The sequence below is a fragment of the Campylobacter sp. IFREMER_LSEM_CL2194 genome, from assembly GCF_025771685.1.
GTDB lineage: Bacteria > Campylobacterota > Campylobacteria > Campylobacterales > Campylobacteraceae > Campylobacter_D.
The window spans coordinates 14,580-38,592 of the sequence record NZ_JAKMQS010000011.1; the positions used below are offsets into that span (position 1 = coordinate 14,580).

The 24,013-nt window shown below is 28.9% G+C and carries 25 protein-coding genes; 14 read left to right on the plus strand and 11 right to left on the minus strand.

Annotated elements, in window-relative coordinates; genetic code table 11:
- Positions 1–5 precede the first annotated feature (5 nt).
- The 6 genes from pyk to L8V79_RS06545 form a co-directional block, all read right to left on the minus strand.
- The gene (pyk, locus tag L8V79_RS06520) at positions 6–1,457 is read right to left on the minus strand and encodes a pyruvate kinase (protein WP_039668148.1); all 1,452 of its coding nucleotides are present in this window, start codon (positions 1,455–1,457) and stop codon (positions 6–8) included.
- Positions 1,458–1,469: 12 nt separating this feature from the next.
- Positions 1,470–2,816, minus strand: a complete 1,347-nt coding sequence (locus tag L8V79_RS06525; RefSeq protein ID WP_263702964.1) for an FAD-dependent oxidoreductase — start codon at positions 2,814–2,816, stop codon at positions 1,470–1,472.
- Positions 2,817–2,923: 107 nt separating this feature from the next.
- Positions 2,924–3,547 (minus strand): type III pantothenate kinase, encoded by a 624-nt coding sequence (locus L8V79_RS06530; protein WP_263702965.1) that lies wholly within the window; start codon positions 3,545–3,547, stop codon positions 2,924–2,926.
- The gene (locus L8V79_RS06535) at positions 3,534–3,866 is read right to left on the minus strand and encodes a hypothetical protein (RefSeq protein WP_263679603.1); all 333 of its coding nucleotides are present in this window, start codon (positions 3,864–3,866) and stop codon (positions 3,534–3,536) included. Before L8V79_RS06535 ends, L8V79_RS06530 begins: the two co-directional genes overlap by 14 nt.
- Position 3,867: 1 nt before the next feature.
- Positions 3,868–4,863 carry a hypothetical protein gene (locus L8V79_RS06540; RefSeq protein WP_263702966.1) on the minus strand — a complete coding sequence of 332 codons (996 nt, stop codon included), beginning with the start codon at positions 4,861–4,863 and terminating at the stop codon, positions 3,868–3,870.
- Entirely contained in the window at positions 4,860–5,405 is a 546-nt protein-coding gene (locus L8V79_RS06545) for a hypothetical protein (RefSeq protein ID WP_263702967.1), read from the minus strand. Before L8V79_RS06545 ends, L8V79_RS06540 begins: the two co-directional genes overlap by 4 nt.
- A gap of 149 nt (positions 5,406–5,554) precedes the next feature.
- Here L8V79_RS06545 and gatC point away from each other — a divergent pair, with 149 nt between their 5' ends.
- From gatC to L8V79_RS06585, 8 genes are read left to right on the plus strand one after another with little or no spacing between them, the layout of a single operon-like run.
- Positions 5,555–5,842, plus strand: coding sequence for an Asp-tRNA(Asn)/Glu-tRNA(Gln) amidotransferase subunit GatC (gene gatC, locus L8V79_RS06550; RefSeq protein WP_263664170.1), 288 nt, complete (start codon positions 5,555–5,557; stop codon positions 5,840–5,842).
- A 21-nt stretch (positions 5,843–5,863) separates the two neighbouring features.
- On the plus strand, positions 5,864–6,433 hold the full coding sequence (locus L8V79_RS06555) for a CvpA family protein (RefSeq protein ID WP_263702968.1): 570 nt from the start codon (positions 5,864–5,866) through the stop codon (positions 6,431–6,433).
- Positions 6,423–6,878, plus strand: a complete 456-nt coding sequence (locus tag L8V79_RS06560) for a Fur family transcriptional regulator (protein WP_039617809.1) — start codon at positions 6,423–6,425, stop codon at positions 6,876–6,878. Before L8V79_RS06555 ends, L8V79_RS06560 begins: the two co-directional genes overlap by 11 nt.
- An 11-nt stretch (positions 6,879–6,889) precedes the next feature.
- Positions 6,890–8,392, plus strand: coding sequence for a lysine--tRNA ligase (gene lysS / locus L8V79_RS06565; RefSeq protein ID WP_263702969.1), 1,503 nt, complete (start codon positions 6,890–6,892; stop codon positions 8,390–8,392).
- The gene (locus L8V79_RS06570; RefSeq protein WP_263702970.1) at positions 8,393–9,634 is read left to right on the plus strand and encodes a serine hydroxymethyltransferase; all 1,242 of its coding nucleotides are present in this window, start codon (positions 8,393–8,395) and stop codon (positions 9,632–9,634) included.
- Positions 9,631–10,176 (plus strand): DUF1882 domain-containing protein, encoded by a 546-nt coding sequence (locus L8V79_RS06575; protein ID WP_012661221.1) that lies wholly within the window; start codon positions 9,631–9,633, stop codon positions 10,174–10,176. The genes L8V79_RS06570 and L8V79_RS06575 overlap by 4 nt, the downstream gene beginning before the upstream one ends.
- Before the next feature lie 17 nt (positions 10,177–10,193).
- The gene (locus L8V79_RS06580; RefSeq protein ID WP_263702972.1) at positions 10,194–11,000 is read left to right on the plus strand and encodes an SPOR domain-containing protein; all 807 of its coding nucleotides are present in this window, start codon (positions 10,194–10,196) and stop codon (positions 10,998–11,000) included.
- A complete protein-coding gene (locus tag L8V79_RS06585) occupies positions 10,997–11,779 on the plus strand; it encodes a shikimate dehydrogenase (RefSeq protein ID WP_263702973.1) in 783 nt (260 codons plus the stop codon). The genes L8V79_RS06580 and L8V79_RS06585 overlap by 4 nt, the downstream gene beginning before the upstream one ends.
- Here the strand turns inward: L8V79_RS06585 and dnaJ are convergent.
- Positions 11,776–12,897: a molecular chaperone DnaJ gene (gene dnaJ / locus L8V79_RS06590; protein WP_263702974.1), complete on the minus strand. Its 1,122-nt coding sequence runs from the start codon at positions 12,895–12,897 to the stop codon at positions 11,776–11,778. The two genes, L8V79_RS06585 and dnaJ, sit on opposite strands and share 4 nt — an antisense overlap.
- Positions 12,898–13,010: 113 nt before the next feature.
- Between dnaJ and L8V79_RS06595 the strand changes: the two genes are divergently transcribed.
- From L8V79_RS06595 to recR, 3 genes are read left to right on the plus strand one after another with little or no spacing between them, the layout of a single operon-like run.
- Positions 13,011–13,682, plus strand: coding sequence for a response regulator transcription factor (locus L8V79_RS06595; protein WP_012661225.1), 672 nt, complete (start codon positions 13,011–13,013; stop codon positions 13,680–13,682).
- A complete protein-coding gene (locus tag L8V79_RS06600; RefSeq protein WP_263702975.1) occupies positions 13,679–14,911 on the plus strand; it encodes an ArsS family sensor histidine kinase in 1,233 nt (410 codons plus the stop codon). Before L8V79_RS06595 ends, L8V79_RS06600 begins: the two co-directional genes overlap by 4 nt.
- Before the next feature lies 1 nt (position 14,912).
- The gene (gene recR, locus L8V79_RS06605; protein WP_263679595.1) at positions 14,913–15,485 is read left to right on the plus strand and encodes a recombination mediator RecR; all 573 of its coding nucleotides are present in this window, start codon (positions 14,913–14,915) and stop codon (positions 15,483–15,485) included.
- Here recR and L8V79_RS06610 read toward each other — a convergent pair.
- Genes L8V79_RS06610 through L8V79_RS06620 form a run of 3 tightly spaced genes read right to left on the minus strand, consistent with a single transcriptional unit; the run spans position 15,472 to position 18,735 of the window.
- Positions 15,472–16,500, minus strand: a complete 1,029-nt coding sequence (locus L8V79_RS06610; RefSeq protein WP_263702977.1) for a hypothetical protein — start codon at positions 16,498–16,500, stop codon at positions 15,472–15,474. The genes recR and L8V79_RS06610 overlap by 14 nt on opposite strands.
- Entirely contained in the window at positions 16,497–18,290 is a 1,794-nt protein-coding gene (uvrC, locus tag L8V79_RS06615) for an excinuclease ABC subunit UvrC (protein WP_263702978.1), read from the minus strand. The genes L8V79_RS06610 and uvrC overlap by 4 nt, the downstream gene beginning before the upstream one ends.
- A complete protein-coding gene (locus L8V79_RS06620) occupies positions 18,283–18,735 on the minus strand; it encodes a hypothetical protein (RefSeq protein ID WP_263679592.1) in 453 nt (150 codons plus the stop codon). The genes uvrC and L8V79_RS06620 overlap by 8 nt, the downstream gene beginning before the upstream one ends.
- Positions 18,736–18,869: 134 nt before the next feature.
- On the opposite strand from L8V79_RS06620, the gene nhaD reads away from it, so the two are divergent.
- The gene (nhaD, locus tag L8V79_RS06625; protein WP_263702980.1) at positions 18,870–20,228 is read left to right on the plus strand and encodes a sodium:proton antiporter NhaD; all 1,359 of its coding nucleotides are present in this window, start codon (positions 18,870–18,872) and stop codon (positions 20,226–20,228) included.
- A gap of 9 nt (positions 20,229–20,237) precedes the next feature.
- Positions 20,238–21,773: a glutamine-hydrolyzing GMP synthase gene (gene guaA / locus L8V79_RS06630; protein ID WP_263702981.1), complete on the plus strand. Its 1,536-nt coding sequence runs from the start codon at positions 20,238–20,240 to the stop codon at positions 21,771–21,773.
- Here guaA and L8V79_RS06635 read toward each other — a convergent pair whose 3' ends face one another.
- Entirely contained in the window at positions 21,774–22,325 is a 552-nt protein-coding gene (locus tag L8V79_RS06635) for a class I SAM-dependent methyltransferase (RefSeq protein ID WP_263664184.1), read from the minus strand. It lies immediately after the preceding gene.
- A gap of 112 nt (positions 22,326–22,437) precedes the next feature.
- Here L8V79_RS06635 and L8V79_RS06640 point away from each other — a divergent pair, with 112 nt between their 5' ends.
- Positions 22,438–23,877, plus strand: a complete 1,440-nt coding sequence (locus tag L8V79_RS06640) for a hypothetical protein (RefSeq protein ID WP_263664185.1) — start codon at positions 22,438–22,440, stop codon at positions 23,875–23,877.
- Positions 23,878–24,013 lie beyond the last annotated feature (136 nt).

Genomic DNA, 24,013 nt, shown 5'->3' on the forward strand with positions numbered 1-24,013 from the left:
TTGGGTTATTTTCCCAAACTTAAATAATATTCAATTTGATCTTTTTGTAAAATTCTAATTAAATTTGTACTTCCTGCAACACCTATTGGAAAACCTGCAGTAAGAGTATAAACTCCATCTTTTTTCATAAGGCCTTTTTCGACTCCAAGTTTTACAGAATTGCTTAAAAGCTCTGTTAAATTTTCATGTTTTTCTATTAATATAGCAGGTTGAACTCCCCAAACTATACTTAAAAAATTTAAAGCTTTTTTAGAATGAGTAATAGCTATGATATCCATTTTTGGACGATATCTTGCTGTTTTAACCGCAGAAGCACCACTACTTGTGATGGTAAAAATTGCATTTGCATTTAAATCGGTTGCTAGTTGTGTGCTTGATTTAGCAATAATATCGGTTTCATTGAAACATTTAAAGGTTTCAAATTTTTCATAAGGATAGTTTTTTTCTGTTTCTATAATGGTTTGAGTCATAATATCAACCGCATTTGCCGGATCAATCCCTACTGCGCTTTCTTCGCTAAGCATAACCGCATCAGTACCATCAAGCACAGCATTAGCAACATCTGAAATTTCAGCTCTTGTGGCAGTTTTGGATTTTGCAAGTGAAAAAAGCATTTGAGTAGCAGTGATGACAGGTTTATTAGCCTCGTTAGCCTTTTTAATGATGAGTTTTTGTATATTTGGCACTCTATAATAAGGCACTTCAATACCCAAATCCCCTCTTGCTACCATTATACCGTCACTGCAATTTATGATTTCATCGATATTTTCAACAGCATCAAATTTTTCTATTTTTGCAAAAATAGCAATTTTGGCATTATTTTCATCAAGTATTTTCTTAACTTCATCAATATCATGAGCATTTTGTACAAAAGAGATGGCTAAAAAGTCAACATCATTTTTAATACCCCATGCAAGATCGTCTTTATCTTTTTGGGTGATAACATCGATATTAATTTTTGTATTAGGAAAATTAATTCCCTTGTTTGAACTAAGCACCCCGCTATTTTCTACTTGGGTTTGGATAAAATCTTTTTCAACTTGCACTACTTTAGTTTTGATGGAGCCATCACAAAGATAGATGTATTCTCCTACCTTTAGCATTGAAAGAATTTCAGGATGATTAATACAGACTTTATAATGTTCATTAGAAAGTTTTTCTCCTTCAAAAGTATCCTTGTAAAAGTCTAGTCTATCTCCATTTTTTAATTCAAAAGCTTCTGGAATTTTTAAGGTTCTAATTTTTGGTCCACTAATATCTTGCAAAATTCCAATTCTTGCATTAAGTTCAGTTGCCACTTTTCTAATAGTAGCTAGATTTTGACTATGATACTCATGGGTTCCATGTGAAAAATTTAAACGAAAAACATTTACCCCATTAATAATCATTTGTCTTATTGTAGCTTCGTTTTCACTTGCTGGTCCAATCGTTGCAACTATTTTTGTTTTTTTTAGCATTTTTTATCCTTTTTATAGTAGTTCGCTAGTAAATAAATCCTCATTAAAATTAGCACCCAAGTATTGACAAATAAGTTTTGCATCTCTATAACCATTGCCAAGACAGCTTGTAGCACCTGGACTTGGGGTCATATTGAAAATTATACCTGGAATTTCAGTGATACTTGCTTCACCAAGCATTAGTTCTCCTGCCTTTTTATCAAGCACTTGAGGGCGTACTCCGCCAAAGTTTTTAGCATAGTAAATATCATCTGTTTTTAAACTAGGAACTATTTTTTTGGCATCTTTTACAAAAAGTCTTTTGTTAATGTAAGGAATTTCAAATAAATAATTATAAAGAATATAATTTCTAATAGTAGAATCTTTAAAAAGATTAAGGCAAATTTTGACTACATTCATGTCTAAGTTAAGTGTTTTGAAAAATTCAGGTAGTGATTTAAAACCATGGTATCTTTCTAACATAGGGATAACTAAGGCAGTAGGGCCAAAGCGTGTATTCATATTAGCTAATAAATCAGGATCACCATGTAGCGCAGCAAATGGTAGTTTTGGATTTTGCACCATGTAAACTTTACCATTTAAAATTTTTCTTTTAGACATATAAAAACTTCCTGCAACCGGAAAGCAAGATTTATCTAATCCTATACCCATTTTATGTGCCAAAAATAAAGAATGCGCTCCTGCATTTACTATAATAGATTTCGCGCTATATTCTTTAAAATCTTTTGTTTTAATATAAAAAATATCATCTTTTTTTTCTATAAACACAACTTCTTGATTATAGGCAACATGAGTATTTTTTCCTTGTTTACAAGCTTGCTCTATAAGATTTTGACTCATCAAGCCAAAATCTACTGTAGTATAAACCACTCCTGCTTCTACACCCATAGCTACTACTTCATCGGTTCTATCATTCATGCCATCTTCGCCTAATACAACATTAGGTTCTATTTGCTTAATTTCATCTTTAGTATAAAATTTAATATAAGGATATAATTCTTTAAATTCTTCATATCTATTTTTCATATACTCACATTCCTTGTCTCCAACTGCAAGTGCGAGTTTTTGGTGTGAGTGCATAAACTTATTTTGTGCATTTTGCAAAAGACCATATTTTACAATCATATCTGCTGTTGTTTTAACTTTTTTTGCTTTTTCTAAAGTGTAATTTGTCTCTATATCACCACAGTGGATAGTTTGTGAATTGCTTGTGCTATGGCTATTTAAAGTTGCAGCGCTATTGTATTTTTCTAACAAAGCAATATTTTGAATATTTGTGTATCTAGCCAGCTCGTAAAATACTGCAGCACCAGAAATCCCACCGCCAATTACCACGGTATCAAAATGTTTTTGATCCATTGTTATCAATTCCTTTTGTGTGTTTGATTTTGCTAATAATATCAAAATATAGTTGTTTTGAGTAAATAAATTTTATAATTTCAAGTGCTTGGGTATAGAAATAAATTTTAAAGTATAAAATTTTCACAAACAGCTTTTTTCATACCTCTAAAAATTAAAAATTTATCATAAATTGCATAGTCGAAAAAATTTGCAAGAAATTGCCCATCTCCGCCTGTAAAATATAATTTTTTATCATATGCACTATCTTTTATAAGTAAATATATGCTTTTAAAAACTCCATAACTTAAAGCATCAACGGTTCTTTGAGGGAAAGCATCAAAATTAATCTGTGTGTTTAGCTCGTATCTTAAACGTGATGAAATATTGGAAAAAGACTTTTTATAGCTTTCAATACCTGGGAGTATAAATCCCCCAAGATGAATAGAATTAGAAATAATATCTACAGTGATTGCAGATCCTGCATCGACTACAACACCATCTTCTATAGTATAACACGCTGCTACTCTATCAACACCTAAATTATTATAAATGGTATCAAAATTAAAATATGGAGCAAGATTAATAAATAAAGGATTTTGTTCTAATCTTTGCTCTAAATTTGGATTAACATTGATATAAAATACTTTTTGTGTAGGTTCGTATTGTAAAAACTGCTCAATACTCATAGAATAAAATTTTTGCTCATTTAGAAAACTAGCGGTTGTGTTACCAATATCACATAAAAGCATAATTTTTAATCCCTTTGGTAGCTAGATATTCTTTTGCTTTAGAACAAATTAAAGCTTGGTGAAATATAAAATAATTTTGAAAATTTAAGTTTAGAGTTTGGTTTATATTTTGAAAAATACTTTCAAATTCTAGACATTCTTTTGTTAAAATTTTACTTTTTGTAAAAGAAAATAAAATCAAACAACACTGTTTGTTTGTATTCTCTCCATAAATACAAATTAATTTTTTCTTTTTACTAAAAGCATGGATATCTAAGGATTTAGTATTTTTTAAAACAATCCCATATTTTATAAGAATATCACTAAGCTCTTGATTCATTTTAGTTTAATTGTAAAAATTTATTTTGAAAGAAAAATTTACCATTAGCCATAAAACTTTTTTTATCAACGGCTTCACTTAGTTTATATACTGTATAATCTTTCAAATTTGTATTTAGCTTGATCAAATAACCTGTTTTTTCAAAAATATACAAAGAGTTATTGTACAAGGTGCTTTTAGAAAACAGAGCAAATTGAAATTTTATTTCATCGATTTTTCTAAGATTATAATCATTTTTAATAACTCTTCCATCTTTTGTTAGTACAAAAATTTCATTATCATTAGTGTTTACTTCTTTAATATTTTCGTTTAAATATAAGGTTCTATTTGGAGTAACAACGATGATTTTTTGTGCAGTTGCAGCAACCATAGTATCATTTTTAACATAAAGATAGATGATATTGTTAAAAAATTCCTCACTACTTACTAAAATTTCTTTACTCACTTTTAGTGTGCTTTTATTAAGTATGGCTAATTTTCCATTAAGCATAGGATATATAATAATGGTATTTAAAAAATAAGGATTAGCATAACGACTATCTTGAGCATAGGCTGTGCCAAGATTTTGAAGCATTTTAATACCAAGATTTTTATTTGCATATACTAAGGTATTGCTAGCTAAAATTAAAGCTATATCATCTCCATCTATACTTGCACTCACTACACTTTCATTAAATTTATGAGAAAATAATTCATCACCTTGTAAATTTAAAATCTTAAAATTTCCATTATCATCGCCAATAAGAACCTCTTCTTGTTGCATATTTATAATATGATAATTTTTATCTAGTTTAAAATTAATAATATTTCCCATAGTATCTATAAAGGAATTATTGCTTAATTGTGCTATATTGTTATTGAAATTTATAATTTTACCATTAATACTTTGAGAGCTATAAGGAAGCTGTTCTGCTTGCGTTGGTTGATAATACTCCCTTTTTGTGCCACAAGCACTAAAAAATATTAAAGTAATGATAAATAAATAAAAGTGTTTCATTTTATTCCTTGATAATGTTTTAAGCTTGTAATAATCTGCCATAAGGGAGAATTTATAGGTATTTTATTAAATTCTATATCTGCATTTTTAAAATCGTTTTGTTTTAGAAAATCAAAACCTACCAATAAGGTATTATAATCTTTCAAAAAGTCTGATTTTTGATTGTTTTGAGCAAGCACTATTTGTTTTAACAAAGGATCTATGTTAAGGCTTAAAGTTTGATTAAGATCTTGATTGTTTTGACTCATCATGAATATGGTATATAGATTTGCATTTTTTTGTTTTAATTCTTCAAGTAATTTTTGGTCTGAAGGATTTTTCAATAAGTTGTTAAAAATTATATTACTTTCTTGAATATTACTTTCTTTTTTTAGATTGTAAAAATAACTTCCGCTAAGATATGCGATTAAAAGTACAATGATTACAATGAAATAGTATTTGTATTTTTTTATAAAGCGCTCAGATTTGATAAAATTTTCCATCATTTGCTCTTGAGAGCTTAATTCCGCTTGAACCGCTTTTAGGTTTTCTTTTAAAGCCATATTTTCCCTTTTTTAGCAAGAATAAACATTATTTATTGTTTTAAGTCTATAATTGTAACATATAAAAATGAAAAAATAAATGATTTTATGTTATAATTTTTAACCTAAAAAGAGTTTTCTTGAGTTAAAAATTAAGATTAAGGTAAATTATGCAAATTGATGATAAATTATTAACCAAACTTGAAAAGCTAAGTGCTTTAAAAATTGCCGATGATAAAAGACAAGAATTGGAAGAACAATTAAGTCAGATTGTTAATTTTGTAGAAAAATTAGATGAGCTAAAACTTGATGATGTTGAAGCTATGACTAGCACTACAAATGCTGCAACTCCATTTAGACTAGATGAAAGTAGAAAATCTGATGTGATAGATATGCTTAGCAAGCATGCTCCAAATTCTCAGGATGGATTTTTTATAGTCCCTAAGATAATTGAATAAAATATTTGGAGTTTAATATAGATGGAAAATTTTTCTTGGTTTGATGTATTTGTTTTAGGTTTAACTGCGATTTTAGGTTTAAAAGGTTTGGTAAGTGGCTTATTTAAGGAAATTTTTGGTTTATTAGGTATAGTTGGTGGGGTTTTACTTGCTTCAAGATATGCTAAAGAAATAGCAGAAATTATTAATAATAATTTTTATGCAATTGAAAATGAAAATCTTGCGATTTTTGCAGGATTTTTGGTTTTGTTAATTGTAATTTGGGTAGCTTGTATGGCTTTGGGCAATATATTATCAAAGATTTTTAGTATGAGTGGTCTTGGTTTTATAGATCGTATAGGTGGATTTTTATTTGGTAGTGCTAAAATATTTTTGATTTTTGCAATTTTAGTGGCTTGTATTAATAATATAGAATTTTTAAATGCAAGCTTAGAAAAATATGCTAAAAATAGCTATACATTAGATTTACTTAGACAAACAGGTGATTTTATAATGAATACTGATTTTACTCAAAATGGTTTAGATAAAATACAAGAACAAATTATAGATTCTAATTTAAGTCTAAATTCGGAGGTAAATAATGCAAATTGAAAATATTGAATATGATGTTTTGCTTGAGCGTTTTAAAAAAACACTTAAAGATAATGGTCTAAAATATACTAAACAAAGAGAAGTGCTTTTAAAAACTTTATATAATAGCGATATGCATTATACTCCAGAAAGTCTATACGTAGAAATAAAGCAAAAAAATCCCGAATTAAATGTAGGCATTGCAACAGTTTATAGAACTTTAAATTTGTTAGAAGAATCTGGTATGGCTACTTCTATATCTTTTGGTGCTTCAGGGAAGAAATTTGAACTTGCAAATAAACCTCACCATGATCATTTGATTTGTAAAAGTTGTGGCGAGATTGTAGAATTTGAAAATCCTATTATCGAACAGCAACAAATGTTAATCGCAAAAGAATATAATTTTAAATTAACAGGACATTTAATGCAACTTTATGGCCTATGTCCACAATGTAGTAAAAAATAAAGGTATATTTAATGTTTGATAATATTTTAGAGCAACAAAAAATTCAAAAAGCGCAAGAGTTAAAAGAACTAGGAATCAACCCTTATCCACACTTTTTAAAAAAAGAAATGAGTATAAGTGAATATAAGGCTAAATTCATCTATATTAAAGATATAGAAAATCAGCGTGATGAAAATGCTCATGGAGTATTAGCAGGAAGATTAAAGCTTCTTAGGATAGCTGGTAAATCAGTATTTGCTAATATAGAAGATGAGCAAGATAATTTACAAATTTACTTTAATCAAAACATTTTAGGGGAAGAATACTTTGCCATTTTAAAAAAATATCTCGAAGTAGGGGATATTGTTTTGGTTAAAGGTTTTCCTTTTATGACAAAAACAGGAGAATTTAGTCTTCATGTAGAGCAAATTCAAATAGCTACAAAAGCTATAGTGCCTTTACCGGAAAAATATCATGGGCTGACAGATATTGAGCAAAGATATAGAAAAAGATATCTTGATATGATTATGAATAGTGAGGTGAGAAAAGATTTTATTTTGCGTTCTAAAATAGTTTCTTATATTAGATCTTTTTTTGATAACAAAGGATTTTTGGAAGTTGAAACACCAATGATGCATCCTATTGCAGGGGGAGCAAATGCAAAGCCTTTTGTAACTTATCACAATGCTTTGGGTGTGGAAAGATTTTTAAGAATTGCTCCAGAGTTATATCTAAAACGTTTGATTGTAGGTGGTTTTGAGGCGGTTTATGAGATTAATAGATGTTTTAGAAATGAAGGGATGGATTTAACGCATAATCCTGAATTTACTACAATCGAGTTTTATTGGGCTTATCATAATTATCATGATTTAATGGATTTAACAGAAGAGCTTTTTGCTATGCTTTTAGATAAATTAAAATTAGATAAAAAACTTGAATTTGATGAAAAAATAATTGATTTTTCTAAGCCATTTGAAAGAATTACTTATAAAGACGCATTAAAAAAATATGGCGGTTTGGATGATGAGCTTATTAATAATAAAGAATTAATTTTGGAAAAGCTAAAAAAAGATGGATTTGAAGCCAATGAAAAATTGGAATTAGGTCATTTACAAGCTGAACTTTTTGATAATTATGTTGAAGATAAATTGATTGATCCTACTTTTGTGATAGATTTTCCTATTTCTATAAGTCCTTTATCTAGAAGAAGTGATAAAGATGCAGATATTGCTGAAAGATTTGAGTTGTTTATCGCAGGTAGAGAAATTGCTAATGGATTTAATGAGCTTAATGATCCTCTAGATCAATATGAGAGATTTTTAAAGCAAATTGAAGCAAAAAATGCAGGTGATGAAGAAGCATGCGAAATGGATGAGGATTTTGTTAATGCATTAGGTTATGCTATGGCACCAACTGCAGGACAAGGTATAGGAATAGATAGATTGGTTATGCTTTTAATTAATAAAAAATCAATTCGTGATGTAGTGCTTTTCCCAGCCATGAGACCACTTAAAAATGAGATAAAAGGAGAGTAAATGTTGGAAAAATTTGATAAAGAAATTTTTGATTTAACCCAAAAAGAGTTAGCAAGACAATGCGATGGTCTTGAAATGATAGCAAGTGAAAATTTTACCATACCAGAAGTTATGGAGGCAATGGGAAGTATTTTAACAAATAAATATGCAGAAGGCTATCCTGGTAAAAGATATTATGGTGGATGTGAATTTGTTGATGAGATTGAAACGATTGCTATAGAAAGATGTAAAAAACTTTTTAATTGTAATTTTGCCAATGTGCAACCTAATTCAGGCTCACAAGCAAATCAAGGTGTATATATGGCATTGTTAAATCCAGGTGATAGAATTTTGGGTATGGATTTAAGCCATGGAGGACACCTAACTCATGGTTCTAAAGTAAGTTCTTCTGGAAAGGTTTATGAAAGCTTTTTTTATGGAGTTGAGCTTGATGGAAGAATTAATTATGATAAAGTTAGAGAGATAGCAAAAGAGATTAAACCAAAACTTATTGTTTGTGGTGCTAGTGCTTATCCTAGAGTGATTGATTTTGCCAAATTTAGAGAAATGGCAGATGAGGTTGGCGCGTACTTGTTTGCTGATATTGCACATATTGCAGGTTTGGTTGTAGCGGGTGAGCATCCTAGTCCATTTCCTTATGCTCATGTTGTAAGTTCTACTACACATAAAACTTTAAGGGGTCCAAGGGGCGGGATTATCATGTGTAATGATGAAGAAATTGCTAAAAAAATAAATTCTGCAATTTTTCCAGGCATTCAAGGTGGTCCATTAATGCATGTAATTGCTGCTAAGGCTGTTGGATTTAAATATAATTTAAGTGATGAGTGGAAAATTTATGCTAAGCAAATCATCAAAAATACTGCTACTTTGGCACAAGTTTTAATAGATAGAAAATATGATTTAGTCAGCGGTGGTACTGATAATCATTTGATTTTATTAAGCTTTTTAAATAAAGAATTTAGTGGTAAAGATGCAGATTTAGCGCTAGAAAGAGCAGGTATTACAGCTAATAAAAATACTGTTCCAGGTGAAACTAGAAGTCCTTTTGTAACGAGTGGTTTAAGACTTGGAACAGCAGCTTTAACAGCAAGAGGTTTTAAAGAAGAGCAAATTTCTATTGTTGCAAATTATATAGCTGATATTTTAGATGATATACAAAATACAAAATTACAAGAGGAAATTAAGGTTAAACTGAAGGATTTAGCAAGTAATTTTATTATTTATGAAAGGGCTTTATTTTGATTACAACAATGGATTTAGCTTTAATTAAAATGGTTACAAGCCATTATTATATAAAGCGTGATACTATAGTAAATAAATACGAATACAAGGGTAGAATTTTCTTTGATAAATTTGAAAAAGTTAATGCCCCATTAACCGCTAGTGTTATACAAGAGCATATGGAAAAAAAGATAATTGTGGCGCATTCTTTGATCAATAGTTTTGATAAGGTTGAAAATATTGTATTTGATTATAACGGTTTTAACGCGGAGCGTTTTTGGCATAGAGCGCAGCTTGTTTTAAGAGAAGAAGGTTTTATTAATTTTACTGCTTATAGAACAAGGACTAATAATCATTTACATTTGTATATTCATAAAGGACATACAACTTTTAACGAGGCTTGTTCTTTGGGCTCAAAACTATCTTTACTTTTTTCTCAAAAGATGCCAGTAGAGTGGAAGGTTTTTCCTAGTATGGATATACCTAGAGAATTTAATATATTAACCTTGCCTTATGAAGTTTATCAAAAAGAACGCGGTGCTTCTTGGTCTAAACATATGTAATTTTGAAAGGATGAAAAATGGAAGAAAACAATAAAAACGAATTTGATGATATAATTTTGCAAAAAAGCAATAAAAGCGAAAAACTTAAAAAAATTTTACTTAGATCGATTATTTTAATCATTGTATTTTTAGTTGTTATGATAGTAATGAAGCTAATTAATGACCCAGGTGAAGAAAAAACATTACAAATGCCATCAGAACCACAAGAGCAAGCTGCTTATGAAAATAATTTTAATTCTTTGCCTATTACAGATAGTGCTAAAGAAGAGGATGAATTTGAAGCTTTAGCTAGAAAATTAAAAGAAGAGAGTTCTTTGAATGATACAAATACTACCATAGAAGAAAAGCAAGAAGTTTCAAGTAATAGTGTTTTAGACCAAATTACTACAATAGAGCCAAAAGAAGAGCCAGCTAAGGTGGAAGAAAAACAAGAAGAGATTAAACCTATAGAAAAATCTATAGAAAAACCAACTCAAAAACCTTCTGAAAAACCAAAAAATAATATAGTTGAGCAACAAAAAGCTCCAGAGCAAAGCAATACAAATGAATTATTTGAAAGTATCAAAACACCAAATGTTCAAACACAACTTCCTTCAGGTGCTTATATTCAAGTTTTTTCTTTAAATAGTTTAGATCCTAAATCAAAAGAATTAAATATACTTAAAGAAAATGGATATGATTATAAAATTTATAAAACAACAGTAAATGGCAAAGAGCTAACGAAAGTTTTAGTTGGACCTTATAAAGAGAGTGAATTAAAGACCGAATTAGAAAAAGTACGTTCTAAAATTGCAAAAGGTGCTTTTACATTTAGAGTAAAATGAAAACTTTTGCAGTTATAGGTGATCCTATTATGCATTCTAAATCTCCAAGAATGCATAATAACGCCTTGCAAACACTCAAAGAAGACGCAGTTTATACAAGATATCATCTAAAAGATAAAGCAAAACTAAAAGAGATTATTCAAAAGTTAGATGGTGCTAATATCACCATACCTTTTAAAGAAGCAGCTTGTAAAATAGCTGATTTTAAAGATGAAAGTGTTATACATATAGGCTCTGCTAATACTTTATTAAATAAAGATAATAAAATTTATGCTTATAATACAGATTATTTGGGATTTTTAAAAGCAATTGAGGATTTTTCTTTTATCAAAAATGCTTTGATTTTGGGTGCTGGGGGTACAGCTAAAGCTTTAGCATATGCTTTAAAATCTATGTATATTGAAGTTACAGTAGCAAATCGTTCTAGTGCTAGATTTGAAAATTTAGCTAGCTATCCATGTTTTTTATATAATCAACTTGATTTAAGTAAAAAATTTGATTTGATTATCAATACAACTAGTGCAGGTTTAAATGATGAGAAATTACCTTGCCAAGAAGAGATTTTAAAAAGTATTTTTCAACATGCCAAATATGCTTTTGATGTGATATATGGTAAAAATACACCTTTTTTAAAATTAGCAAGAGAAAATGGCTTAAAAATAAAAGATGGTACACAAATGCTTTTATGGCAAGGTGTTTTTGCTCTTGAGTTATTTTTAGAATGTCAAAAAACAGAAGAAATTTTTAAAGCCATGGAAATGGCTTTAAAACTTCCTTAGTGGCTAAACCAAGATTTGATTTTATCAAACAAACTTTCTTGTTCTATAAAGCCTTCTTCATCTGCTAAGCCAAAACTTTTCTCAAGCTGCAATAGTAGATTTTCTTGTTCATCAGTAAGCGTTTTTGGAAATTTTATTTCAATTTGTACAATATGTGAGCCTAATTTTCCATTGTGAATATTTTTAACACCTTCGTTGGCTAATTCGAATTTTTGTTTATCTTTTGCACCGACTGGAAGTTTAAGATCAGCCTCTCCTCTTATAGTGGATACTTTAATAGTTTTTCCAAGAGCAGCTTGGGTAAAAAATACAGGTACTATGGTATAGATATCATCATCATGTCTGATAAATTTATCATCATCTTCTACGATGATTTTGATATATAAATCACCTCTTTGAGAAGAATTTGGAAGCTCATTTGCTTTATTTTGTACTCTAAGACTCATACCGCTGTCTATACCTTCTGGTATATCAAGTTCTATATGATCTTTTATTTCTTCATAGCCATTACCATGACATGTTTTACATTTATCTTTTATAATCTGACCACTACCTTTACAATGATCACAGCTTTGCACAAAGGTCATAAAGCCTTGTCTAACACCAACTTGCCCTTTTCCTCCGCAATGAGGACAAGTATCTAATTTTCCATTTTCTGAACCACTTCCTTTACATGATTTACAAAAACTTTTATAGGTAAAACCGATCTTTTTTTTACAGCCAAAAACAGCTTCTTTAAAGCTAATTTTTGTCGTTATTTTTAAATCTTGAGGATATTTATTTCCTTTTTCTTTTTTACGTGTTGAGCTGCCAAAACCAAATCCATCTCCAAAAAAGCTCGAGAATATATCCCCTAAATCAACATCTCCAAAACCACCAAAACCACCGGCTTGACCTTTAAGCCCTTCTTTTCCGTATCTATCATATATACTTCTTTTTTCATCATTGCTAAGCACCTCATAAGCTTCATTTACAAGCTTAAATTTCTCTTCTGCTTCTTTGTCTCCTTGATTTCTATCAGGATGATATTTTAAAGCCATCTTTCTGTATGCTTTTTTTATGGTTTCTTTATCTGAAGTTTGGGAAATTTCTAGTATTTCATAATAATTAAGTTCCACTTTTTTCCTCTCTTGAAAAATTAATATTGTAATTTTAGCAAAAAAATAAATGAATAGTTAAATTATGTGTTATAATGTTAAGTTCGTAACATATTTTCACTAAAGGGGTAGAGATGATTAATGTTTTAATGATCGAAGATGATCCAGATTTTGCAGAGTTTTTGGCAGAATATTTGGCCCAGTTTAATATAAAAGTTACTAATTATGAAGATCCATATTTGGGAATGAGTGCTGGTATAAAAAACTATGATTGTTTAATTCTTGATTTAACTTTACCTGGACTTGATGGTCTTGAAGTTTGTCGTGAAATAAGAGAAAAATATAGTATTCCTATTATTATTTCTTCAGCTAGAAGTGATTTGAGTGATAAAATTGTAGGACTTCAAATAGGTGCAGATGACTACCTGCCAAAACCATATGATCCAAAAGAAATGCACGCAAGAATTATGAGTTTGATTCGTCGTTCTAAACGAACCAATGAAACTCCCGAGAAAATAATCAATTCGGCATTTAAAATTGATGAGAAAAGACATGAGATAAGTTACAATGATGAGGTTTTGGTTTTAACTCCTGCTGAGTATGAAATTTTAAGCTATATGATAAGACAACATGGTTTTTCGGTTAGCAGAGAACAACTTGTGTATCACTGTAAAAGCTTAAAAGATAAAGACTCTAAAAGCTTAGATGTTATTATTGGTAGACTTAGAACTAAAATTGGTGATAGCTCAAAAGCGCCAAAACATATTTTTTCAGTTAGAGGAATAGGATATAAATTAATAGGATGAAAGTAACTATTAATCTTAAAATCACCGTTCTTTTTGCAACAGCTTTTTTATTTGTTTGTGCCTTGTTTGTGCTTTTAGGAAAGGTTCAGATTGATTCTTATTTAACTAACGAACAAGGAAGGCAAAAAGAAATTGTAGAAAAAATAATATACAACCTAGAAAGAAAAGAAGATTTTTCAATACATGAGTATCTTCTTTCTAAATCTTTTAAATTAGTTGAAAATGATCGCAGTGTAAAACATATCATTGCAAAAGGTGAAAAGGTATTTAGGATTAATTCTTTGTATGGAAGTTTTTCTTCTATTATTTATCATAATCAAATTTTTTTCTATGTAGAAAGATTGAATGCAAAACATCTTTATGAATTAAATGCTTCTACGCGTTTAGAATATTTATTTTTATTAAGTTTCTTTTTTAGTTTGATTTTGATTATATTTTTATATTTTTCAGTATTAAGATCTTTAATGCCTTTAAAAATTCTAAAAAAGAAAATTAAAAATATTAGTGCAGGTAAAATTGAACCTTTATCTGAATACTCTCAGATTAATGATGAAATTTCAGAAATATCTTTTGAATTTGATCATGCTATCAATAAAATTCAAGAGCTTGTAAAATCAAGACAGTTTTTTTTAAGAATGATTATGCATGAGCTTAAAACACCTATTGGCAAAGGTAGAATAGTTTGTGAAATGTTAGATAACCAAAAGCAAAAAGATCGTCTAGTAGCGATTTTTGAAAGACTTGAATTGTTGATTGATGAATTTGGAAAAATTGAAAAAGTCTTATCAAGAAATTGTCAACTTAATTTGCAAACCTATCATTTGAGTTTGATTTTAGAGCAGGCTGAAGATTATTTAATGAGGGATGATTTTTATCAAAAAGTAAAAATATCCTATAAAGAAGATACTATGATAATTGCCGATCTAGAACTCTTTTCTTTAATGCTTAAAAATTTAATTGATAATGCTATTAAGTATTCAGATGATAAAGCGTGTGAGATTATATGCTCTGGGGATTATATAATTGTTAGAAATAAAGGGATGCAGCTTAAAAAAACTTTTGATTATTATTTAAAACCTTTTGTGAGAGAACAAAATACCCAAGTAGAGGGAATGGGGCTAGGACTTTATATCATTAACAATATTTGCAATCTTCACGGTTATAATTTAACCTACAGCTATGAAGATGGCTATCATACTTTTAAAATTGTTTTTTCAAGGTTAAAATAATTTGAAAGGTTTGGAAAAATTTAACGAGCTAGTATCTGCCTTTTCCGCTTTGCCTACTATAGGGAAAAAGTCTGCTTTAAGGCTTGCGTATCATGTTTGCATAAAAGATCCTTTATTAGGCTCTAAGCTTGCTTATCATATTGAAGAATCAATTAGAATGATAAAAAAATGCACACAATGTGGTGCTTTAAGTGAAAATGAATTATGCGAAGTTTGTTCTAATATAGAAAGAAATCATAGCATTATTTGTATAGTTCAAGATTCTAAAGATGTTTTGGTTTTAGAAGATAGTGGAAGTTATGATGGGCTTTATTTTGTACTTGATGATACAAGTGAAGAAAATATTATAAAATTAAGAAGCATGATTGAGCATAATAAAACCACAGAAATATTTTTTGCTTTCACACAAGGCTTAAATTCTGATGCCATTGTTTTTTTTATAGAAGAAAAATTAAAAGATTTAAATTTGAGTTTTTCTCAAATAGCTCAAGGTATTCCAAGTGGTGTTAGTTTGGAAAATGTTGATTTTATATCTTTGCATAAAGCTATAAATCATAGAACTAAGCTTGATTGATATATTGTTTTAACAATACTAGCCATTCACTTTTATTAATATCATTTAAGATTAAATTTGCAAAATTACAATCTTTAACTCTGTTTTTAGAAAAAAGCAAAATTGCAATTTGTGGATTTTTTATCTTGTACTCTTGTAAAATTTGACTAATATGCATTAGGTCAAATTTTATAACCTCATAGTCTACTAAAATTAATTTAAATCTAAATTGTAATGCCTTTTTAAAGTCACTTAAATTATCTATGGTTTGATTATGTGAACAAAATTGATTAGTTATGTTTAAAATAAGATCATTTTCAAAGTAAGAAGATTTAAAAATTAAAACATTATAACAATCTCTTGTAATGTAACACTCTTGTGTAAAATGAGTATTTAAAAAATCAACAATCTCCTCAATATGAATTTCTTCAAAAGTGAAATTTAAAACATCATCTATTTTTTCCTTTGAAATGATAAAAGAATAATTTTTATCATCTTTTTGGTTATGTTTGTATAAAATTTCACTACTAATACCCATTTTAAGCAAAATAGACTGCAATAGAAAATTTTCATTTTTGTTATTATTGATAATACCCGCATGTATGTTTTTAAAGCGTCTATGCTCTAAGTTAGGTTTATAATCATTGATAAAAGGTTTTAATATATAAGCAGAATTATCTAGATATAGATAGCTCAAGCCGTGGACAAGATATTGATAATTTTGTTCTAGATGTAGGTTTTCCTTTTTTTGCTCATGCAGTTTTTTACCCATTAAATCAAACGATAATTTTAAATTTTCTTTTAATTCTTCTAAAGAGTTTGATTTTGGTAAGGAAAAATATTTTTCTATTTCTTGAATCAAGGTTTTGTCTTTTTTGATTTTATGATTTTTTGAGATTATATAAATACAGGCAATAATAAAAATCAAAATACTTATAAAAGTATAAATGAAGAATAATTTTTGATCCATAGGATATAAAAAATAATAATTTAAAAAACATAAAATTAAAGTCAAAACACTAATAAATAATATCATAAATTTTCCTTGATTAATTTAGCTATTTTTGCATTGGAAAGTGATTTTAATTCATCAAAACTAGCTTTGCTAATCTCATCAAAACTACCATAATAATCTAAAAATTTTTTAATATATCCTTGAGAAATTCCAAGTTGTATTAATCTAGAACTTTGCAAATCTTGTTTTCTTTTTGTTTTTTGATGAAAACTAATTGCAAAGCGATGTGCTTCATCACGTAATTTTTGCAAAAATTGTAATTTTTTATCATCAGTAGAAAGTTGAATTTTGCCTTCTTGAGTATAAATTTTATCTTTCGCACTTCCTTTTGCCCTGTAAGCTTTCGCATCTATTTTCTCTTTAGAAATTGCTAAAATATCTACATTTACACCAGAGCTTTTTATGATATCATTGGCTAGCTTTAATAAAGCATCTCCTCCATCAATTAACCATAAATCAGGTGGGGGATTTTTATCAAATGACAAAGCCCTTTTGCTAAGGGTTTGAAGCATTTGATCGTAATCGTTTTTATAGGATAAATGGTAGTGTCTATAAGAACTTTTGTCAAATTGTCCATCTTTATAAGCTACCAAAGCACCGACATTCGCTTCACCTTGCATATGAGAATTATCAAAAATTTCTATATAATTAGGATAATTTTGTAGGTTAAAAAAATCTTTTAATTCTTTTAAAAATAAATAATTATCGCTTTTTAAGTGCTTTTGTGTGTTTATTTTTGCATTTTCTAGTGCAAGTTCACATAAGGCTTTTTTTTCGCCAAGTTTTGGAGTTTTAAGATGAAATTTTTTAGAAAACCTTTCACTAAGTAAATTTTGCAAAAGGTTCATGTCTTCAAATTCTTCATGCGTATAGATTCGGGTTGAATTTATTGGACTATCTTGGGTATAATTTTCTAATATGTATTGTTTATATATTGCATTTAGGTCAAATTCATCTTGATGATTTAGAGTTAGTACTTTATGGTTTGAGCTGATTATCCTGCCATTATTTATAACAAAACGCACCATAGAGAGTATATTTGCTTCATGGTGTATGGCAAAAACATCAAAATCTTCTAATTTTGCAAGGTCTATTTGTATTTTTACACTTAAATCTTCTATTGTTTTGATTTGATCTCTTATAGTAGCTGCTTCTTCATAGTTTTCATTTTTTGCATATTCAAACATTTTATTTTCTAAATTTTTTGTCAAAGATAAGGGATTTAAAAGAGCTTGAGTGGCCTTTTGGATAATTTTTTCATATTCTTGTTTAGAAATTTTTTGCTCACATGGACCTTTGCAACGCTTGATTTGATAAAAAAGGCAAAGCTCCTTACAAGATTTTTTTTGTCTTAGTTCAAATGATAAATACAAAGCATTTAAAAACTCTTTTGCTCCTTTAAAAAATGGACCAAAATATTTTATTTTGTTTTTTTTGATGATTTTTCTTGTAATTTCAAATCTTGGAAAATCTTCATTTAAATCTATATAAATATAAGGGTAGGTTTTATCATCTCTTAATAATATATTATATTTTGGATGAAGTTGTTTTATGAAAGAATTTTCTAATATTAAAGCATCAGCCTCACTTTTTGTAGTGATAAATTCTAAATGATGTGTTTGGCTAATCATTTTTTGAATTCTCAAGCTATTGTTAGGATTTGGGCAAAGATTTGGAGTGAAGTTAAAATAACTTCTAATACGGTTTTTTAAATTCTTGGCTTTACCTACATATAAAAGCTTACCTTGAATATCAAAGTATTGATATACACCAGGTAAATTTGGCAAGGTTTTGAGTTCATTTTCAAGCATTTTTTATAAGCTTTCGCAGTTCTTCAAATTTGTTATGTAAAATGGGATTTTCAAAATGATTTTTAAAATTTCCATTAGAAAGCTCTAAGTGAGCTTTTTTATGCTCATTAAAAGTTTTGTTTTTAGAAATAAAGTTTTGATCACTGAGTATTTTTATGTTTTTCACCTTTGCAAAATTACTCATTGGCCTAGCTAAAGTATAGTTTTTTATGAGACTTTTAATCATTTTTTTGGTATTATCGTGATTTAATTCCATATATGCAATGTGGTGCTTAACTAAAATAATCAAAGTATTATTTTTTATAAAGAGTTTAGTAATCATTTGTTGGTGATTGTGATTAAATAAATTTAAAAACTCTTTATATTGAAAAAATATTTTTAAAGGTTTATAATGTTTAAAATCAGCAAGCTCGTTGATGATGTAATGACTCGTTTTAATTTTCATTTAATTATTTTAACATTTTTTTTATTAATATTTCTAAATGCATGTGGCTATAAGGATGCTCCATTTTATGAGATAAAAGATAATAATGGTAGTGTAAAGGAAATAAAAAAATTCCAATCTTTGGAGAGTGAAATATGAATAAAATACTTTTTTTACTTTGTTTTGGTGTTAGTTTTTTGTTGGCTAGTCAAACACATGAGCTAAATTTAGCTTTTAGTGCTTTAGGTATAGGTATTTTAATAATTTTTATATTGGGTTATTATTTTATCGCAGCAGAAGAGAAATATCATATCAATAAAACTAAGCCCGCTTTATTTATAGGAACTTTTTCTTTTATTATCATTGGTATATATATGGTAATGAATGATTTAGACACACAAATACTTGAAGAAAGTGTAAATCATCTTATTTTAGAAATTGCGCAAATTGTGTTTTTTTTAATAGCTGCTATGACTTTTATAGAAGCTTTAATAGAAAGATCAGTTTTTGAAACTTTAAAATACAAACTTGTAAGCAAGGGTTATACTTATAGAAAGTTATTTTGGCTAACAGGTATTTTAGCTTTTTTTATTTCCCCAATTGCGGACAATCTTACAACAGCTTTGATTTTATCCACTGTGCTTTTAACTATAGATAAACATAATAAAGAATTTTTAATCCCAGGTGCTATAAATATTGTAGTAGCAGCTAATGCTGGTGGAGCTTGGTCGCCTTTTGGTGATATTACTACTTTAATGGTTTGGACAGCAAAAAAAGCCACGTTTTTTGAATTTTTTGCTCTTTTTCCTGCCTCTTTTATTGGCTGGTTGCTTACTGCTTATTTATTGTCACGTTATGTGCCTAATATTAAGCCAAATTTCCATAAGGATAATTTAGAAAAAGTCGAGATTAAACCAGGTGGTAAAGTTTTTATTGTGCTTGGTTTTTTAACTATAGCTTTGGCGGTATTTATTCATAGTATTTGTGATTTACCTGCAATGTGGGGTATGATTTTTGGCCTTTCATTGCTTAGTTTGTATATGTATTTTTTCAACAGAAAACAAGGTAAAAAAGATTTAAATATTTTTCATTATATGACGCGTATTGAGATGGACACTTTATTATTTTTCTTTGGTATTTTATCTGCTGTGGGCGCCTTGCATTTTGTTGGTTGGCTTGCTTATGCTTCTGATCTTTATACAAAATTTGGAGCTACTAGTATTAATATAGGAGTAGGATTTTTATCTGCTATTGTAGATAATGTTCCGGTTATGAGTGCGGTATTAAAGGCAAATCCAAGCATGGATGATACTCAATGGCTTTTAGTAACTCTTACAGCAGGAATAGGGGGGTCTTTGATCAGCTTTGGTTCAGCTGCTGGAGTAGGAGTGATGGGCAAAATGAAGGGAATTTATACTTTTAATGCTCATTTAAAATATGCATGGACGATTTTGGTTGGTTATATAATATCTATTATAGTTTGGTATGTACAATTTCAATTGTTAAATTTGTAAAGGAGTTAGATGAAAAAAGCAGATATTTTAGTTTTGGACTTTGGTTCACAATACACACAACTCATTGCTAGAAGATTAAGAGAACAAGGTGTGTATGCAGAAATTTTACCTTTTAATGTAAGTTTAGATGAGATCAAAGCTAAAGAGCCTAAGGGTATTATTTTAAGTGGTGGGCCAGCTAGTGTATATGCAAATGATGCTTATTTTTGTGATAAGGGTATTTTTGATTTAAATATACCAGTTTTAGGAATATGCTATGGTATGCAACTTATGGCACATCATTTTGGAGCAAATGTTGCCCCAGCAGGCCATAAAGAATATGGTAAAGCAACTATAGATATTCAAAATGATAGTGATTTGTTTAAAAATTTACCTAAAAAGCAAACGGTATGGATGAGCCATTCTGATAAGGTTGAGAATTTGCCACAAGGTTTTGAGGTTTTAGCGACTAGCGAAAATAGTCCATTTTGTGTATTTGGAGATGAGAAGCGTAAATTTTTTGCTTTACAATTTCACCCTGAAGTGCAACATAGTGAATTTGGAAAAAGCATCTTGAAAAATTTTGCTAAGTATGCATGTAATTGTGATAGTGTATGGAATATGGGATCTTTTGCAAAAACTCAAGCACAAAAAATCAAAGAAGAAGTAGGAAATGATAAAGTACTTTGTGCAGTAAGTGGCGGAGTTGATAGTAGCGTGGTGGCTGCATTGTTGGCAAGTGCGATAAAAGATCAAGTAGTAGTTGTTTTTGTTGATAATGGTCTTTTAAGAAGTGGTGAAAAAGAACAAGTTGAGTATATGTTTAGACACACCTTAGGCATTGATTTAATCAGTATTGATGCTAGAGAGATTTTCTTAAGTCGTTTAGCAGGGGTAAGAGATCCTGAACAAAAGAGAAAAATCATAGGAAATACTTTCATAGAAGTTTTTGAAGAAGAAGCTAAAAAACATAAAGATGTAAAATATCTAGCACAAGGGACTTTGTATACTGATATTATTGAAAGTTCGGTTGTAGGAGCTAGTAAGACTATAAAATCTCATCATAATGTGGGTGGTTTACCTGAAAAGATGAATTTAAAACTCATCGAGCCATTAAAGGAAATTTTTAAAGATGAGGTAAGAGCTTTGGGAATGGAGCTTGGCTTAAGTAAAGATGTAGTTTATCGTCACCCTTTCCCAGGGCCAGGCCTTGCTATACGTATAATGGGTGAGGTAAATGAGCCTAGTTTGGAGCTTTTAAGAAAAGCAGATGTTATTTTGATTGAAGAATTAAAAAGCAGTGGCTGGTATGATAAGACATGGCAAGCTTTTTGTGTGCTTTTAAACGTGCAAAGTGTTGGTGTAATGGGTGATAATAGAACTTATGATAATGCAGTTTGCGTGCGTGTTGTTAATGCAAGCGATGGTATGACTGCAACTTTTTCTCATTTACCTTATGAATTATTAGAAAATATTTCACGTCGTATTATTAATGAAGTAGAAGGAATCAATCGCGTAGTGTATGATATTTCTAGCAAGCCACCAGCAACGATTGAATGGGAATGATTATTTAGTGCAAAAATAAACAAAAGCAGGGGGAAGATTTTGCCAAATGATAGGTGAAATTTCTACCTTGCTAAAAGTGGCAAAAAGTTTTTTCTTAAAAGCTCTCCCTTTTGGTGTTGGGAGTATATAAGCAAATGTTGCAAAACAACCATTTTCCTCTAAAGCATCATGAATGGATTTTAGCAATAAATCTTGTTCTTTGGAATTTAATAAAGCCCAAGGAATTCCTGAGATAATTAAATCTACACTATTGATCGCTCTTTTTTCTAACATATTTGGTAAAAATTCTGCTGAGTTGACTTCTATATCTATATTTTTTATTTTTTGCTTTAATTTTTTTGCCATTTGAGGGTTGATTTCTACGGCAAAAAAACTTGCATTATGGCTTTTTTGTTTGAGGATATACTTTGTAAAACTTCCTGTACCAGGCCCTATTTCAACGATATTTTTTGCATGTTGGACATGAGAAGTTATGAGTTTACTTAATTTTTTAGAGCTTGCGCAAAACGCACCTGTTTGTTTTGGGTTTTTAAAATATTGATATAAAAACATAAATAAAATACCTAAAGACGTTTATTTTGTGAAATTTTAAAATATAATTGTAAATTTATGAAAACAAAGTTAAAATAAGAATTGAATTTTTCTTTAAATCAAGGATTTGGATATGCACGGAAAAATAATGGTTTATGTGGATGCTACTGGAAGAGGAACAGTAATCAATCTAGCAAAAACATTTTTTGAATTTAATAAACACGCATGGCATGATAAAAGAAGTATGCCAACGGTTGGTATGTTTGTTGAATTTAGATCCGATGGAAAGCATATTACCGATTTACGTCCTTCTAAATTTCAAGAATTTACAGATGGTGATTTTATCAAAGAAAGAGATTTCTGGAAAACAGATAGTGATGATGAATTAGAAGATTTAAGACTGACAAGACGAGATGCTTATGTTCAAGAACTTTATAGAGAAACAGATTATGATAATCTTGATAAAATCACATTAAATTTAACTATCCCACAAGCCATTCAAAGATATTTTTATAATGAAACCTTGTCAATTAATGCAGTAAAAGACATTAACACAGATGAGGTGCCATATATTATTGATTTTTTTGCTATGAAGCGTTTTTTATATAAGGCTTTAGATACTTTATTATTTTCGGATAATACTATCAATCAAGCTGATTTTTCTGCAATGAAAAATATCATAGTGCACCTTGAAATGTCATATAAAGATATGAAAGACAAGCAAAAGCATATCAATATGGAACGCTTATATGAAGAGGTTTTTTTATCTCATCAGTGTCATTATCAAGCGCTTCTTGCTTCGATCGATAATAGAAAAAATAGAAAATTAGCACTTGATCGTCAAATGAGTACTTTAATAACAGATATAAAATCAAAACAAGCAAGATTAGAAGCAGAAGGTGGAAAAAAACACCATGAACTAGAAGAAATGATACAAGGTAAAAAACAAAAACTAATAGAATTAAAAAACGAAGCTGATTATTTTACTAAAAGCGTAGAAAGACTAGAGTTGATAAAAAAATCTTTTTATGAAAAAAATTTTACTATTTTTAGTAATAGTTTTAATATGGCAAGAGAAAAGCTTTTTGAAAAGATTAAGCAGGGTTTAAATATATGTGCAACAAAACTAGATATAGAAATTTGGAAAAAATCTTTAAAATCAACAAGCATTAAAAACTCTTATTTTAAAACAGCAAGTGAAATTTCTTTTTGTACGCTTTCTTTTGCTGAGCTTTATTTAAACAGACTAAACAAACATGCTTTAAACCCAAATGATCAATTGTTGTTTTCATATGTAAAGAAAGTAAAAAAAGAATGTGAAAAGAATTTCCTAGTTGTAACTTCTAATCCTGATTTATATGTTAATATGAAGATTCAAATTTTTGCAATGAATCCTTATTATGTAGTTAAGCATGCACCTAAGAAAGTAAATTACCAAGGGTTAATGAAAAATACTGAATTTGATATAGTTTATGTCGATGAAAAGACTATATGGGCGCCTGTTGCTGATGTTATTTTGGAAGGAAAATATTTTTTAAAGAAAGATTCTAAGACAAAATTTAAGATTTTATAAAAACCTTTTAAACGCTATTTTTAAGTTTTGTTAGTTATAATTATACTGCCTAAATGGTTCGATATGGTATTAAAGAGGATCCAACACATTAATTATAAGCTGTGATGTGTGATTTACCGTGTTCTGTGACTTCGTT